The 16949-nt window shown below is 35.7% G+C and carries 14 protein-coding genes; 9 read left to right on the top strand and 5 right to left on the bottom strand.

The window, feature by feature from the left end:
* Nucleotides 1-46 precede the first annotated feature (46 nt).
* The 5 genes from pyrH (at nt 47) to asnS (ending at nt 8444) form a co-directional block, all read left to right on the top strand.
* A complete protein-coding gene (gene pyrH, locus ACXAGJ_RS19770; RefSeq protein WP_073315671.1) occupies nt 47-754 on the top strand; it encodes a UMP kinase in 708 nt (235 codons plus the stop codon).
* A gap of 70 nt (nt 755-824) precedes the next feature.
* Nucleotides 825-1388 carry a ribosome recycling factor gene (gene frr / locus ACXAGJ_RS19765; RefSeq protein ID WP_073315672.1) on the top strand — a complete coding sequence of 188 codons (564 nt, stop codon included), beginning with the start codon at nt 825-827 and terminating at the stop codon, nt 1386-1388.
* A 90-nt stretch (nt 1389-1478) separates the two neighbouring features.
* Nucleotides 1479-3923: a DUF5686 family protein gene (locus ACXAGJ_RS19760; protein WP_474842251.1), complete on the top strand. Its 2445-nt coding sequence runs from the start codon at nt 1479-1481 to the stop codon at nt 3921-3923.
* Between the two features lie 87 nt (nt 3924-4010).
* Nucleotides 4011-6413 carry an efflux RND transporter permease subunit gene (locus tag ACXAGJ_RS19755; protein ID WP_474842249.1) on the top strand — a complete coding sequence of 801 codons (2403 nt, stop codon included), beginning with the start codon at nt 4011-4013 and terminating at the stop codon, nt 6411-6413.
* Between the two features lie 588 nt (nt 6414-7001).
* Nucleotides 7002-8444, top strand: coding sequence for an asparagine--tRNA ligase (gene asnS, locus ACXAGJ_RS19750; RefSeq protein ID WP_073315674.1), 1443 nt, complete (start codon nt 7002-7004; stop codon nt 8442-8444).
* A gap of 40 nt (nt 8445-8484) precedes the next feature.
* On the opposite strand, the gene ACXAGJ_RS19745 is transcribed toward asnS, so the two are convergent.
* The 5 genes from ACXAGJ_RS19745 to ACXAGJ_RS19725 all read right to left on the bottom strand — a co-directional run bounded on the left by ACXAGJ_RS19745 (nt 8485) and on the right by ACXAGJ_RS19725 (nt 14271).
* Nucleotides 8485-9222, bottom strand: a complete 738-nt coding sequence (locus ACXAGJ_RS19745) for a matrixin family metalloprotease (RefSeq protein ID WP_474842247.1) — start codon at nt 9220-9222, stop codon at nt 8485-8487.
* Between the two features lie 466 nt (nt 9223-9688).
* Complete coding sequence (locus tag ACXAGJ_RS19740; RefSeq protein ID WP_474842245.1) at nt 9689-10270, bottom strand: hypothetical protein; 582 nt, start codon at nt 10268-10270, stop codon at nt 9689-9691.
* Between the two features lie 4 nt (nt 10271-10274).
* Entirely contained in the window at nt 10275-10733 is a 459-nt protein-coding gene (locus ACXAGJ_RS19735; RefSeq protein WP_474842244.1) for an ankyrin repeat domain-containing protein, read from the bottom strand.
* Nucleotides 10734-10826: 93 nt separating this feature from the next.
* Nucleotides 10827-13073 carry a catalase/peroxidase HPI gene (katG, locus tag ACXAGJ_RS19730; protein ID WP_474842242.1) on the bottom strand — a complete coding sequence of 749 codons (2247 nt, stop codon included), beginning with the start codon at nt 13071-13073 and terminating at the stop codon, nt 10827-10829.
* 439 nt (nt 13074-13512) lie between these two features.
* Nucleotides 13513-14271, bottom strand: coding sequence for a helix-turn-helix domain-containing protein (locus tag ACXAGJ_RS19725; RefSeq protein ID WP_474842240.1), 759 nt, complete (start codon nt 14269-14271; stop codon nt 13513-13515).
* A 323-nt stretch (nt 14272-14594) separates the two neighbouring features.
* Here ACXAGJ_RS19725 and ACXAGJ_RS19720 point away from each other — a divergent pair, with 323 nt between their 5' ends.
* The 4 genes from ACXAGJ_RS19720 (at nt 14595) to ACXAGJ_RS19705 (ending at nt 16947) form a co-directional block, all read left to right on the top strand.
* Nucleotides 14595-14990 carry a molecular chaperone Tir gene (locus ACXAGJ_RS19720; protein ID WP_474842239.1) on the top strand — a complete coding sequence of 132 codons (396 nt, stop codon included), beginning with the start codon at nt 14595-14597 and terminating at the stop codon, nt 14988-14990.
* 4 nt (nt 14991-14994) lie between these two features.
* On the top strand, nt 14995-15708 hold the full coding sequence (locus ACXAGJ_RS19715; protein ID WP_474842237.1) for a PspA/IM30 family protein: 714 nt from the start codon (nt 14995-14997) through the stop codon (nt 15706-15708).
* A 33-nt stretch (nt 15709-15741) separates the two neighbouring features.
* Nucleotides 15742-16056, top strand: coding sequence for a YbjQ family protein (locus ACXAGJ_RS19710; protein ID WP_073315682.1), 315 nt, complete (start codon nt 15742-15744; stop codon nt 16054-16056).
* Nucleotides 16057-16221: 165 nt separating this feature from the next.
* The gene (locus ACXAGJ_RS19705; protein WP_073315683.1) at nt 16222-16947 is read left to right on the top strand and encodes a hypothetical protein; all 726 of its coding nucleotides are present in this window, start codon (nt 16222-16224) and stop codon (nt 16945-16947) included.
* Nucleotides 16948-16949 lie beyond the last annotated feature (2 nt).

The raw sequence follows: 16949 nt of genomic DNA, 5'->3' as shown, positions 1-16949 counted from the left end.
CTAAATTGATAATATCATTATATTTGCAGCACAGTTCAAAACAGCAATGAAATACAAAAGAATATTACTTAAGTTATCTGGCGAGGCCCTGATGGGTGAACGCCAATATGGTATTGACCCCAAACGATTGGCAGAATACGCTGATGAAATCAAAAAAATTATAGACAGAGGTGTTCAGGTAGCCATCGTAATTGGTGGAGGTAATATTTTTAGAGGTGTAGCAGGAGCCAGTAAAGGAATGGACAGAGTGCAGGCAGATCATATGGGAATGTTAGCCACTGTTATTAACGGTTTAGCTTTACAAAGTGCCTTAGAAGATGCCGAAATCCCGACAAGACTACAATCTGCAGTAAAGATCAATGAAGTAGCAGAACCTTTTATTAGACGAAGAGCATTACGTCACCTAGAAAAAGGAAGAGTTGTTATTTTTGGTGGAGGAACCGGTAACCCTTATTTTACCACAGACTCTGCTGCTGTATTAAGAGCCATAGAAATCAATGCAGATGTGATCCTGAAAGGAACACGTGTAGATGGAATATACACCTCAGATCCTGAGAAAAATGCGGACGCCACAAAATTCGATTTTATCACTTTTGATGACGTATTAAGCAAAGGACTAAAAGTAATGGACACCACTGCATTTACACTAAGTCAAGAAAACGAATTGCCAATTATTGTTTTTGATATGAACAAATCCGGAAATTTATTAAAGGTTGTTTCTGGAGAAGCAGTTGGTACTCAAGTAAATCTTTAAAATCACAAACCATCTCATCAAAGTTGTTTTTGGTAAGACTTTTGATTGGTTAATAGAAAAGCATCGAACTATGAACGAAGAAATAGATTTTATTCTGGATTCAACAAAAGAATCTATGCAAGCAGCAATAGCGCATCTAGAAAAAAAACTACTTAATATTAGAGCCGGAAAAGCTTCTCCTGCTATGCTGGGTGGAGTTTTGGTTGAATATTACGGTTCTCCTACTCCACTTAATCAGGTAGGAAATGTTACCACTCCGGATGCACGAACTATTACTATCCAACCTTTTGAAAAATCTTTGATACCAGAGATAGAAAAAGGGATCATGATGGCCAATCTTGGGTTTAACCCAATGAATAACGGGGAAAGTGTGATTATCAATGTTCCGCCACTTACTGAGGAGCGTCGTAGAGAACTAGTAAAGCAAGCCAAATCTGAAGCTGAAGATTCTAAAGTTGGTGTTCGTAATGATCGAAAAAACGCCAATAATGAAATCAAAAAGCTCGAAAAAGAAGGGCTTTCAGAAGATATGGCCAAGAACACCGAAGTGGATGTTCAGGAGCTTACTGACGCCTATATCAAGAAGATAGATGAAATGCTATCTCACAAAGAGAAAGAAATCATGACCGTATAACTCTTATGATATACGATAATAATATCTTAATGCGTTTTCTATATGGAAACGCTTTTTTGTATATTCGTTTTTTTGAACCTCGTCCTTATAATGCGAAGTAAATTATTTTGTTTTTTATTTTTTACGCACTTTGTCGTCATATCCCAAGTTAGCATTAGAGGAATTGTAATTGACGAAGTATCTAAGCAACCCCTTCCTTTTGCCACTGTAAAAACTGAAAGAGCTTCTTACGCCCTGACCTCGGTGAATGGAGAGTTTGTAATACGTTGTAAAACTACCCCGGTTAAGCTAACCGTAAGCTATTTGGGCTATCAACCCAAAACCATACAAGTTACTGCAGAAGATAAAGAAAATGTAAGGGTAAGCCTGGTAGCTGCCGAAGAAGATCTGGGTACGGTAAATGTCAAAGATCAAGAAAATGTAGCCGCCAAAATCATCAAAGAAGCAATCCAAAGAAAAAAGCAAAACGATCCCAAAAAATCACTTCAAAATTACTCCTACAAAAGCTACAATAAGTTTAAGATTACCGAAGACAATCAAGCCTTATTAAAAACCCAGGATACCGCCCGAAGTGATATAGAACGTATTTTTAATGAAGCCCATTCCTTTTTATCCGAAAAAGTAAGTAACCATCATTTCAGAAAAGGGTTAGAAGAAAAAGAAACCGTTCTAGCTACCCGAATGACCGGTTTTGAAGAACCCGTTTATAATGTTCTTGGAATCAAAGTGCAATCCAATTCGTTATACAACGAAGATTACACTATTTTCAACAATAAATTTATTGGTCCTTTATCCAATAGAGCACTTCGTAACTATTACTACAAAGTGCTCGACACCACCCAGGATGAACATCCTGCCTTCGTGATTTTGTTTAAGCCTAGAAAATCAAAAAACTATGCCAGTCTAGAAGGAGTATTATATCTGGATGTAAAAACTTTAGCTGTTCAAAAAGCAATCATTGAGCTACGAGGAGAGCTTAATGTAATGGCCAGGCATGATTTCAATTATTTTAAGGAACAGGAAAGTTGGTTTCCTACTAGTAAAGAAATTACGATAAGACCAGGTAACGGAAGGCAAAAAGTGACGCTTTTTGGAGGAAGAATTTCGGTAGGACGCTTAGGTATCGACAAAAAAAGTTTTACCGGGAACAATGATTTCTTAGTCTCGAAGACAGATATTTTTGATATCAAGCTAAATACGAGTGATAACGACGTTACCTCAACTTTACCTGCTATAAAAATTGATCCAGAGGCGAATCATCGATCTGAAGAATTTTGGAATCAATATCGAACAAGTGCTATAACCGACAAAGACCTTAATTCTTTCCCTGTAGTAGATAGTATCGTAAAGGCTCAGAATATAAAACGCAGGATTAATGTTATTCAAAGTTTCAATGTAGGGTATTATCCTGTAGGTTTTTTTGATTTTGATCTTACCTACCCTATCAAATACAACAATTTTGAAGGATTGCGTCTAGGAGTAGGCGGATTAACAAATAATAAATTATCTGATCGATTCAGACTAGAAGGCTATCTGGTATATGGATTTAGAGATTCAAAATCCAAATTTGGAGTTGGTGGTGGAGTATTGGTAAACAAAAAAACCACTTCCTGGTTGAATGTCAATTACACAGACGACATCAGAGAGGTAGGAAGTTTTATGTACCTAACCGATCGCAGGGTCTACTCATTATTCGAACCTCGATTAGTCAACATCGATTTCTATTACAAACACCGAACCTGGAGCACAAGTTTACAACATCAAATATCACCCAAACTGCTTTCTGAAACCCAACTCTCGGTAAGCAACATTAATCAAACGGGAGGTTATCAATTTATAAACGATGGAACTGCTTTTTCTGGGTATAAAACCGCTGAAGCTACTCTTGCATTGCGATGGAGTCCTTTCAGTCGTTTTTTGAAAACCCCAACGGGCCTTAAGGAAATTCAGGACGGATATCCCAAGATTACAGCACAATATACCCAAGGATTTAAGGGCATATTTGATAGTAATTTTAGGTATAGCAAAATAGGAATCAAGGCAGAATACATTATCAACCGTATCAATCAATCCAGTACCAGTATTTTACTGGAAGGAGATTTAGCCACTGGCGATGTCCCGTTAACACATCTGTATCATGCATATCCCAATGCACCAACAAAAGAAACTGTTTTACAACGTTTTTCGGTGGCAGGGAGAAGAACATTTGAGACCATGTTTTTTGGTGAATTTTTTAGTGACAGACTCGCCACTTTACAGATCAAACACAGAATTGAACCTGTTAGAATCACAAGTTGGTTTAAACCTGAGGTAGTTTTTATTACCCGATATGCTTTGGGTGATGTGAGCAATATTCAAAACCATCAGGGAGTTGAGTTTACTTCTTTGGAAGATCTATATCAGGAATCTGGTTTTGAAATCAATAAATTATTCGCCGGTTTTGGTTTGAGTTTTGCTTATCGATATGGAGCCTACCACTTACCCGATGTTGCAGATAACATTTCGTTTAAGTTCACATTCTATTTGAAACTGTAATTATTTTAGAAATTAAGTATTTTCTTTACACGAATTCGTAAACAATAACTATCCAAATCATTACATTTGCATCTGGAAAATAAAGGAATGGCAAAATTATTCAGTTTTGGTTTTTGGAATGCGCTAGCTGGAATCATCCTCCGTAACAGAGCCGCAATTTTTATTGTAATAATAGGGATCACCGTTTTTCTCGGATTTCAATGGAAAAACATGAGATTTTCTTATACCGAAGCCAACCTCCTACCCGATGACCACGAAGTAAATATACAATACAAACAATTTCTTGATAAGTTTGGTGAAGAAGGGAATCTGATCGTTTTGGCTGTAAAAGACAGTACACTTTTTACTCCCGAGAAATTAAAAGCCTGGAATGCGTTTAATGAATCCTTTAAAGCTTTCCCAGAAATTGATTTGGTAGTTTCTATTGGGGATCTCAAAAAATTAAAGAAAGAAGACAATCCTCCAAGATTCGAGCTAATTCCTTTTATAAAAGACTCGACCTACTCTGAAGAGCAAGTTTCTAAATATGAATATGAGCTTTTTAATAAGCTACCTTTTTATGAAGGCTTAGTGTTTAGCAAAAATTCACACACGATCCAAAGTGCTTTATATCTCGATAAAGAAATAGTAAACACTCCCGTAAGAAAGGATTTCATTATGAATACCCTGCAACCCATGGTTCAGGATTTTGAAGCAAAATACGACCTGGATATTAAGGTCTCTGGCATGCCTTACATACGCACCTTGAATTCGCAAAACATAATGGATGAAATTTTAATTTTCATCATTGCGGCCTTGCTGGTAACTTCTCTCATCTTTTTCTTTTTCTTTAGGTCATTTAGAGCAACATTCATATCGATGACAGCTGTAATCATTGGAGTGATGTGGGCATTTGGTCTTTTGGGTCTTCTGGAGTATGAAATCACAGTGCTTACTGCTATTATTCCACCCTTGGTAATTGTAATCGGTATTCCGAATTGTATTTTCTTAATCAATAAGTATCAACAAGAGATAAAAAAACATGGGAATAAGGCCAAATCGTTACAACGTGTCATTACCAAAGTAGGAAATGCCACCCTAATGACCAATGTAACTACTGCAGCTGGTTTTGCCACTTTTGCCTTGACAGAAAGTAAACTTTTAAAGGAGTTCGGAATCGTTGCATCACTTAATATTGTAGCCCTATTTATTCTTTGCCTTTTGGTTATTACTATAATTTACAGCTATATGCCGCAACCCAAAGAACGACATCTAAAGCACTTAGGTAAGCGATGGATAGAAAGGCTTGTAGATTGGATGGAGAATATGGTAAAAAACAGAAGAGTTACCATTTATTTTTCTTCGGTTATTATTTTGATTGCTAGTATTATCGGGATTTATACGATCAAAGTATCGGGTAGTTTACTCGAAGACATGCCAAAGGGTGCAGGTTTTTTTCAGGATATTCTATTTTTTGAACAAGAGTTTGATGGTATCATGCCTTTGGAAATATTGGTAGATACCAAAAGAAAACAAGGAGTTTTAAAACTTCCTACGTTGAAGCGAATGGAGAAGCTACAAGTACTGTTGGAAGAGACTCCAGAGTTATCCAAACCGATCTCTATTGTTAGCTTAGTAAAATACTCTAAACAGGCTTTTTACAACGGTAATCCAAAATATTATCAATTACCGACCAGTCAGGAACGAAATTTTATCCTTCCCTATGCAAAAAGCTTCGAATCTGAAGCCGGAGTCATGCAAAGCTATGTAGATTCTACAGGGCAGTATGCAAGAATCACTACTTTTATGAAGGATGTGGGTACCGAAGAGATGGAACGCATCGAAGCCGCTCTTTTACCCCAAATAGCAAAAATATTTCCTGAAGATCGATATACCATCACTTTCACGGGTAAGGCCTTAGTTTTCCAGAAAGGAACAAAATATCTTGTATATAATCTGATATTCTCCCTAGGTCTTGCTATATTTTTGATTGCGCTATTTATGGCGTGGATGTTTAGATCTTTTAAAATGATTATCATCTCATTAATCCCCAACTTGCTTCCGCTGCTGATGACTGCTGGACTTATGGGATTCATAGGGGTACCAATAAAACCCTCTACCATTCTTGTATTTAGTATAGCATTTGGAATATCTGTAGATGACACTATACATTTTCTTGCCAAATATCGTCAAGAATTAAAATCCAATCATTGGAGAATACGAAAATCTGTTTTAGCATCCCTAAGAGAAACCGGGGTAAGTATGTTTTATACCTCTACGGTTCTGTTTTTTGGGTTTTCGGTGTTCTTAATCTCCAGTTTTGGAGGCACTAAAGCTTTAGGAGGTTTGGTATCTACCACCTTGCTTTTTGCGATGCTTGCCAATTTGTTGCTACTTCCATCACTACTCCTTTCGTTAGAACGAAGTATTGCCAACAAGAAAACGCTAAAAGAGCCTAAACTAAAAATTATCCCTAACGAGGAAGAAATCGCCAATTCTGAAGAAGAATAAATAATAAAATGACTTCATAAAAAAAGCCCCGTTAGTAAACTAACGGGACTTCTGTAAGATAGATTACCCCAAAACCTATCGAACTAAACTTAACGTAAACACAATCGTCATAATTGCATATGCAAGATACTGCCCCTTTTCGTATTTTAAAATAGCCTCTAGGGGGGAAAAATCCCCTTTTTTATCAATATGCATGAATTTTAACATTATTTAAACAAGTAAAAATTAACAAAAACCTCAAAAACTACTGATTTTCAATATCTTGAAATATTCTTCAAGAATATCAAAACTCTCTCTTCATTATCTAAAAGACCGTATTATTCGTTTTTTTACCCCAAATCATGACTTTTTATAACTTTTAGATATCATCACAGTATCAAAAAAACGACAATATCTATCATATGTGACAACATCTTTGGTAGTATCAAAAAGAATACCCAAAGAATTTACGTTCAAAAATGATTTTTTGAATTCATTTGATGATGCTTCAATCCGATTAAAAATTTATCTTTGCTAACTTAATTTTCTAAAGAATACTTTTTTAAAAGAGTATTCGAAGAGCATTTAATTACAAGAAATTAGATTACAATGAAACATACTAAAGTAATAGAGGTACTACAAAGTGATAAACTATTACAGCCGGTAATGGTAAAAGGCTGGGTTCGTTCTTTTCGTAACGATCGTTTTATAGCGATCAATGATGGATCAACTATTAATAATATTCAGTGTGTTTTAGAAGACAATACGGTTGAAGCTGCAATCCAAAATAGAATAACTATTGGTGCTGCAGTGTCGATCACAGGAACTTTGGTAGAAAGCCAGGGTAAAGGACAGCGTGTAGAGATTCAAGTTTCAGAATTAGAGATTGAAGGTGATGCGGATCCAGAGGAATTAAAACTTACGATTCTTTCACCAAAACGTCACTCTCTGGAAAAACTAAGAGAGCAAGCGCACTTAAGAGTACGCACCAATACTTTTGGTGCTATTATGCGTATGCGCTCTAAGTTATCTTTTGCGGTGCACGAGTATTTTCAGAAAAATGATTTTTATTATGTGCATACTCCAGTAATTACAGGAAGTGATGCTGAAGGAGCTGGTGAAGCTTTTAAGGTGACTAACTTTGATCTTAAAAACGTTCCGCAAACAGAAGATGGTGAAATCGATTATAAGCAAGACTTTTTTGGACGCGAAACCAATCTTACCGTTTCTGGTCAGCTAGAGGCAGAAACCTATGCCATGGGATTGGGACAAGTGTATACTTTTGGCCCAACTTTTAGAGCAGAAAACTCGAATACATCGAGACACCTTGCAGAGTTTTGGATGATCGAGCCAGAAGTTGCTTTTTGTGATCTGGACGGAAACATGGATTTGGCAGAAGATTTTATCAAATACATCATTCAATATGTATTGGATAACTGTCAGGATGATTTGGCGTTCTTAGAGAACAGATTGGTTCAGGAAGACAAACAAAAACCTCAGGCAGAACGTGCAGAAATGTTACTTAGAGATAAACTAAAGTTTGTTTTGGAGAACAACTTCAAAAGAGTGAGTTACACCGAAGCAATCGAAATACTTCAAAACTCTAAACCCAACAAAAAGAAGAAATTCAAATTTCCGATTGATGGATGGGGAGCAGATTTGCAAAGTGAGCACGAGAGATACTTGGTTGAAAAGCATTTTAAATGCCCAGTAATTTTGTTTGATTATCCAGCTGACATCAAAGCATTTTACATGCGTTTGAACGAAGATGGAAAGACAGTACGAGCCATGGACATTTTATTCCCGGGTATCGGTGAGATGGTTGGAGGATCTCAACGAGAAGAACGTTTGGATGTCTTAAAAGAAAAAATGGCTGCTCTGGATATTCCTGAAGAAGAATTATGGTGGTATCTAGATACTCGTCGATTTGGAACCTGTGTACATAGCGGATTTGGACTTGGTTTTGAACGTATGGTTCAGTTTGTTACAGGTATGGGTAATATTAGAGACGTTATCCCTTACCCAAGAACTCCACTTAACGCGGAGTTCTAAAAGCTAGGGAAAGCTACAACATTAACATAAACACCAGTAATTATAGCGCATTATTGGTGTTTATCATATCTATTCTCTTTTTCATTTTCTCCTCTTGTACGTGGTTGAAGTGTTTTCTTGATTGTTTATCCAAAGTTGTGCTCATAATATTTACTGTTTCATCGTCGTGAAACAATCCAAGAGCATGACCAATTTCGTGTGGACTTGTAGAAGTAAATAGGTTTTCATAGGTTAATAATACTCTCTGGCTTCTTCCCATTCCAGCTATTCCAATAATATTTGATCTCTTGATGATGTAAATGTTTATCTTGTCTTTTTCATAAGAATCTGCACATTGCATAAAAAATGTACTTGGCTCACCTCCTCTATTATCTCTTAAATCATACAATTCATTGTTAACCAAAGATTTTGATTGTGCCAATTCTAAACCAATACCGTATCTGTGAAAGTAATAACCATTTAAGTATTCAAAAAACTCTGCTTCGTCCAGGTGATAGTCTGATTGATGAATAGAAGTCTCTGATTCTACGTAGAACAAATTAACTTTGATTACTTTTTCAGGATTTTCTATCAACATAAAGTTAGAAATATCCTCTGGATGCGTATCTTCGTTTGCTTCACAGGAAGACATTATAAGTATATAAAAAGAAAGTAACATCCATTTAAAAAATAAAGGCAATATTTTTTCTGAAATGATGTACTTATTTAATTCTAAAAAACTTAATCTAATTGTTGTAAAAAAATTCTTAGGGTAACCGATTTTTCTTGTAGCTTTCATTCGTAATGTATTTGGGATGCTTCAATCTTTGAAGCTTTTTGTTAAACTATTCTTCCAGGGGCGCAGAAGATTTTTTTAACATTTTGACGAAAAGCTTATCTACTTGAGTACGATGATTTTATGTGTGTTAAATCGATTTATTTAAAATTAGAAATTCCATTTCAAAAACAGATACGGAAAAACCGTAATATATTTATGTCATTGTTTTAAAACCTTCCCATTCACCGATAGATATTGGTATTTCGGCGAAATGTTAATTTTTTTAAAGAAAGAAAATACGTACGGAAATTGAGGATTTCCATACTATTTTGTAAGAAATTATTGCAAAACAAGGGGAAAATCCCCCCTTATCGATAGATCATAGTCATCACGAAAATCGATGAATAGTAGACACTTAAACGCTAAAAACGTCAATTCTAAAGAATTAGCTCAAAAAAATTGATCAAAACAACACTTAATCGAAGTTTTAATTGTAATGTTTTTTCAATAAAATTTCTGAGATCAGATCTTTTATAATAAGATCATCGGGATCTGGTTTCTTGATTTGATTTTTTGCTCTCTTTATCTTTTCGTAGTGAGGCATTTTTCCAGTTTCTGTCAAAAACTTAAGAACTTCTTCAAAAAAACCGTTCAAAATAGGAAAAACGTATTTACTAGTTTCATTCTTCTCTTTAAGATGAATAAACTTTTTGGTGTACGCCAAAAAAACTTGAGGATACTGTGCAAAAGTCATCAATGCTTCACAAAAGCTTTGATATACTTCTTCGCGAGTAAGGAGATTTTTAAATTTTAATTTCGACTGATCAATATATTTAATGGTATATAGTAGAATACTTTCTCGAATAAAAGTGCTGTAGTCATTTTTGGAATAGTAATATACTTCCATACCAATGTTGGTGTTTACTACCAATACTTCTTCTCCTATACTTTCTTTTAGGAAAGCTTCAAAAATGGCTACCGCAGAAGATGACATTAGCAATCTTCTACGCAAATCTGTAGTGCGAATATTGACAGATTTAATGCTATATGTACTATTAGTGTTATTCAAAAAACTAAGTATTTAGCTCGGCTATTTCTAAGCCTTGATCTTTTGCATGCATAGCGGCAGTATATCCATTATTATCTTTTGCATTGATATCGGCACCATTATCTATTAATAATTTTACGATATCCTTGTGACCAAAAGTAGCTGCATAAATAAGTGCTGTAGCTTCGTTATAATTTTTGGCATTTACATCTCCTCCAGCTTCAATTAGCAACTTGGCTATTGCATAATACCCTTTAAAACATACCCCCATTAGAGCGGTATTTCCTGAGGCGTCCTGAGTATTGATATTTGGTTGATGACTCAACACAATTTTGGTAACATCCTCATTACCGTAATATGTAGCAAGTAGTAAAGGTGTAGATCCTCTTTGATCTTTTGTATTTACCAAATTTGGATCTTGATCTAAAATTGATTGTACAGTATTTGTATTTCCTGAACGAATTGCGTTAAAAATATCTTCCATGTAGTATCGCTATAATTTAGTACTCATTTCTAAAAGCAGGTGGTAACTCAAAAAGTCCCACCTGCTAAATTTACTACTTTATATCATTAAAACTTATGCTAAATCAAAACGATCTAATTCCATCACCTTGTGCCAAGCCGCAACAAAATGATTTACGAACTTCTTCTCAGCATCAGAAGAGCCATACACTTCTGCAATGGCACGTAGTTCTGTGTTTGAACCAAATATAAGATCCACACGTGTCCCAGTCCATTTTACTTCACCAGTTCTACGATCTTTTCCTTCAAATACTTCTTGTGCGTCTGAAGTTGCACTCCAAGTTGTACTTAGATCTAATAAATTCGTAAAGAAATCATTGGTAAGCGCATCCGTTCTTTTGGTAAACACACCGTGCGTAGAACCATCAAAATTGGTATTCAACACTCGTAACCCACCTACTAATACCGTCATCTCAGGAGAGGTTAGCGTTAACAACTGTGCTTTGTCTACCAGCATTTCTTCTGCAGAGACTTGATATTTTCCTTTGATATAATTACGGAAACCATCTGCTCTAGGCTCTAAAACAGCGAAGGATTCTACATCTGTTTGTATTTGTGTAGCATCTCCTCTTCCTGGAGTAAAAGGCACAGTAACATCATGACCTGCATTTTTTGCTGCTTGCTCTACCCCTGCATTTCCTGCAATAACGATCAAATCTGCCAAAGAAACTTGTTTGTCTGATTGTCCACTATTAAATTCATCTTTAATACGTCCAAGTATATCCAATACTTTAGCGAGTTGAGTTGGGTTATTTACCTCCCAATCTTTTTGAGGAGCTAATTGTATACGAGCTCCATTGGCTCCACCACGCTTATCAGAACCTCTAAAAGTTGACGCTGATGCCCAAGCTGTTCCTACTAATTCTGAAATAGACAATCCTGAAGCTAAGACATTTGCTTTCAAACTTGCTACATCTTGATCATTTATCAAAGTAGCAGTCCCAGCAGGAATTGGATCTTGCCAAATTAATTCTTCCTGTGGTACTTCTGGTCCTAGATAACGAGATACTGGCCCCATATCTCTATGTGTAAGCTTATACCATGCGCGAGCGAAAGCATCTGCGAACTCTTCTGGATTATTCTGAAAATGTTTTGAGATTTTGATGTATTCTGGATCTATTCTCAACGCCATATCTGCAGTTGTCATCATCAGATCCTGAGATTTTGAAGCATCATGTGCCATTGGTGCTTTTCTAGCAGCAGAAGCTTCTGTAGGTTTCCATTGATGTGCACCAGCTGGGCTTTTTGTCAATTCCCATTCGTATCCAAAAAGAACATCAAAATAATCATGATCCCATTTGGTTGGATTTGGTGTCCAAGCACCTTCTATACCGCTTGTAATCGTATCATCACCATGACCACTACCAAAGGTATTTTTCCACCCTAAACTCTGCTCCTCTATACTTGCCCCCGCTGGTTCTCTTCCTACATACTTATCGGGATCTGCAGCTCCATGGGCTTTTCCAAAGGTATGTCCACCGGCTACAAGAGCAACAGTTTCATAATCATTCATCGCCATACGCCCAAAGGTTTCGCGAATATCTCTCCCTGATGCCATTGGATCAGGATTTCCATTTGGACCCTCTGGATTCACATAGATCAATCCCATTTGAACCGCTCCCAAAGGATTTTCAAGTTCTCTATCCCCCTCATATCTTTTATCTCCTAGCCACTCGGTCTCCGAACCCCAGTAGATATCTTCTTCAGGCTCCCATATATCTTCTCTACCTCCTGCAAAACCAAAAGTTTTGAACCCCATAGATTCTAATGCGCAATTTCCCGCCAAAATCATAAGGTCTGCCCACGATATCTTCTTACCGTATTTTTGTTTGATTGGCCAAAGTAGTAATCTAGCTTTGTCTAGGTTTCCATTATCAGGCCAGCTATTCAAAGGAGCGAAACGTTGTGTTCCTGAACCTCCTCCACCTCTACCATCTGAAATTCTATAGGTACCCGCACTATGCCAGGCCATACGTATAAAAAGAGGACCATAGTGCCCGTAATCTGCCGGCCACCAATCTTGAGAATCAGTCATCAATGCATAAAGATCTTTCTTAACTGCCTCTAAATCCAATGACTTAAATTCTTCAGCATAATCGAATGCTTCCTCCATAGGATTAGATAATGAAGAATGTTGACGGAGGATATTCAACTTCAATTGATTTGGCCACCAATCTCTGTTCGATGTTCCACCACCGGCACCTTCTTTATGGGCACCATTTAGAAAAGGACACATGCTGGCATCCAATCCATTAGAACTCGATCCATGAGGATTCGTGGTTTTAAGACTGTTATTTTCCATTGCAGATAAATTAAGATTAAATGATTATTGTTGTAATTCTTTTCAAATTTATAATAATTGATTCTTATAGCATTTTAAATTTCAATATAAAAAATCTATAATAGTATTCAATAACATTATAAATCCAATCGACAGCTTACTCCTTTTCCTATTTGGATTGTACTCCCAAATGCCCATTTCTATCATGACAAGAATAGGTTAGACTATTCTTTATCGAGGATTATAAAAAGTACCAATAAACACTTTGGATTATAAAATTCGAGGATAAACGCGTTGCAATAGAATTGCTACAGGCAAACCCAAGAGAAGAACAACCAATCTATATAGAATTGGTATAGTTTTGTGTGAATTAAGTACACTTAAAGATACTCGATATTTCACACAAAATCAACTATATAAATTGATTGTGATAATTTTAAAATAATGAAAATCTATACGGCTATGAGAGTCGTTCCCTCATTTTTTGAAGTTGCTGCTCGATGATCAATAGCTTATCCTCAACATCATCCCCAAACTCCGGAATTCTTCTGTAAAAAACATAGCGAACTCTCCACATTTCCTTAATTTCAGATATCGGATATTCTTCATCTTCTATGTTTTTATGATCTGCTCTAAGCACAGCACTCTCTTTAGTAATGTATAGTCGGCGAAAAATAATCTTGTCATCCACCAAGACAAATACCAAGGTACCTGTATTCAATTTCTTAATTACTGTAGAAGGAACCTTTTCTCCTATAATAATATCCTTAGGATAAAAGCCTTTGTCGTGTGAAGTCATTTCTAAATTACTTACCGTATACCCTCTAAACTCCTTTGCAGGATTAACCGGTAATTGAATAGTTGGTAACTCTTTGATAAAAGTTTCTTTATCATATAAGTTAATATACTCATTCTGATTATTGTCGGTAATACATGGTATATAGGCAAATTGCTCTCGCTTTGCATCCGCAGCATACGTAGTAAGGTCACCTTTGAACTTTAATAATTGATTTACGGTGAGTTCATTGGTAAGTAAATCATCTATTTGTATGCTAAAATAGTTAGCAATTTTAATTATAGTTTCTATTTTAGGCTCACTTCTTCCTTCCTCATAGGCTCCCAAAGTCCCTCTTTTCAGGTCAAACAGCTCTGCAAACGCCTGCTGACTCAATCCTTTTACACCTCGAATTTTTTTTATGTTTTTTCCAAAAAAAGACATTTTTGCTAATTTTATTTGCAATTATCGAAAATTGTTGTACATTTACACTAACAATATTAGCTAATATCCTTTAAAAAAGCTAATTTTAGTAGAAATACTTTTGTATTTCTTTTCATTTACGGAAAACTCGGGGGAGTATACTAAAATTTTTAGCAGGACAATTAATTTATTAACTTTAAAAACATCATACCCATGGTATCCCTAGTAATTTATCTAGCTGAATTAGCTAGTAATATTGCCGAAAATTTATGTGACTTTTTGTAATATTGGTATCTATCGCACTATCAAACTATTTCATTAATAAGTCCATAAACAAACATCAAATGCAAGATCATTTTCAAACTATAAAAGATTACTTACTAAAACTGAACTATAATATTACCTACGAGAACAAGACCGAGGGTATTATAATGGTTAGTAAGGAAAATGAAGGAATCAAAAATATGATTCTCGGAGTTGCTCCTCCTATATTGATTATGGAGCAACATATTTTTAATATTAAAAACAGAAACGAAGTCGTTTATAAGAATCTACTTCAAAAAAATCGAGATATTGTGCACGGAGCTTTTGTACTAGATGAAACTGGTGATAAAGTAATTTTCAGAGACACATTACAAGTAGAAAATCTTGATCTCAATGAGCTCGAAGGTTCACTCAATTCTTTAGGATTGTTATTAAGCGAATATTCTGAACAGATTATAAATTTTTCAAAATACTAAGACAATGAATTTTTTTAAAAGATTATTTAAGATAGGAGAAGCCGAAGCGAATTCTGCAATTGATAAAATGGAAGATCCTATAAAAATGACAGAACAAGGCATCAGAGATATGAAAACAGATCTAGAAAAAAGCCTGGAAGCTCTTGCTCAGGTAAAAGCTTTGGCCATACGTGCAAAAAATGAAACTGAAGAATTTGCTGCAAAAGCCGAAGACTATCAACAAAAAGCAATGCTTATCCTAAAAAAAGCACAGAGTGGTGACTTGGAGTCTACAGAAGCAGATCGTTTGGCAAAAGAAGCCCTTATCAAAAAAGAAGAATCACTGAAACAGGTGACCCGTACCAAATCAGAATCTGATAAATTTGACAAATCGGTAACTCAATTAGAAAAAAATGTTGATGAAATCAAAAAGAACATCAGCAAATGGGAAAATGAACTAAAAACCCTGAAAGCTCGTGTTAAAGTTTCTAAAGCCACAAAAAATGTAAACAAGCAGATGGCTGAGATCGATAGTTCAAGTACGGTTTCAATGCTAGAGCGCATGAAGGATAAAGTGAATCAGGAAGAAGCACTCGCAGAAGCGTATGGAGATATTGCCAATACAGCAAAAACCATTGACGAAGAAATCGACAAAGCTGTAGACCTTACAGAAACGAACGCCGAAGATGATCTGGCGAAATTAAAAGAGCAATTAGGTATGAAAGATAAGGATGCTTAATTACCTCTAATACAAACCTAAAACAACATACCCATGATTATATCAACTACAGAGACTGTACCCAATAAAGAGATATCACAAATAGTAGGTATCGCGAGAGGGAGTACAGTACGAGCAAGAAACATCGGGAGAGATGTTTTTGCCGGACTCAAAAATATAGTGGGTGGAGAAATTGAAGAATATACAAAGCTTCAAGCCCACTCTCGTGAGCAAGCAATGCAACGTATGATACAAGATGCAGAAAAAATTGGTGCCGATGGGGTAATAAATATCAGATTTACGACATCAATGGTTATGCAGGGAGCTTCAGAAATATTAGCATATGGTACGGCAGTGAAATTCAAATAAAAATTCATGTCATGGAAACTGTTTTTATATTCGTACACGCGATGATTTGGACTGGAGTTTTGGCGACGCTCATCTATCTTGTTTTTCGTAGAATTCGATTATACAAAAAAGAGAATTTCGAAAAAAAGGACAATTAACTAATGACTAACTAATAACACTAACCTTTTGAAAGAATTATTTGACATAGCAATTTCGATAGTCAATCTACCGTTAACCATACTGTTTGGGTTACTCATCCTCTACTGGTTGCTCACCACTTTAACAGGTTTAGATTTGGATTTCTTTGATGCCGATATTGATTTGGATATCGATGCAGATGCAGATGTGGATGTGGATGTTGAAACAGATTTTGATGCCAGAAGTAATCTGGATATTCCTGAAATATCCAATACCGAAGTAAAAAAAGAAGATGTAATACGAAGAAGAGGAAAGCTGAATTTCTTTCAGATATTTTTGATCTACTTTAACTTCGTAGGATTGCCGTTTATGTTCACTTTTTCATTTTTTGTATTGTTCTGGTGGGCAATAACAATGGCGGGGACTTCTATCACGCATAGTTATGACAATGATTTTGGGTTCATTTTCTTTTTTGGGGGGATCCTACCCGCCTTATTTTTAACCAAAATTTTTACAACACCGTTTAAAAAATTCTTTACAAATTTCAATAATAAAGGAGAAAGTGCACTCGATTTGTTAGGAAGACAAGGCGTTTTACAAAGCACAATTTCGGGAGATAAAATTTCTACCCTTGAGATAAAAATTCAGTCCGACCCAATAAAGGTGATGGTACAATCCAAAGATGGTATTGAAATTCCTGCAAATGCAAGAGTAGAAATCGTAAATCAAGTCAAAAACAAACAACTTTATATTATTCAACAACTAAATTATTAAAG

The organism is Aquimarina sp. AWH4_224, from assembly GCF_056160245.1.
This window is presented reverse-complemented; position numbering and strand designations above follow the sequence as displayed.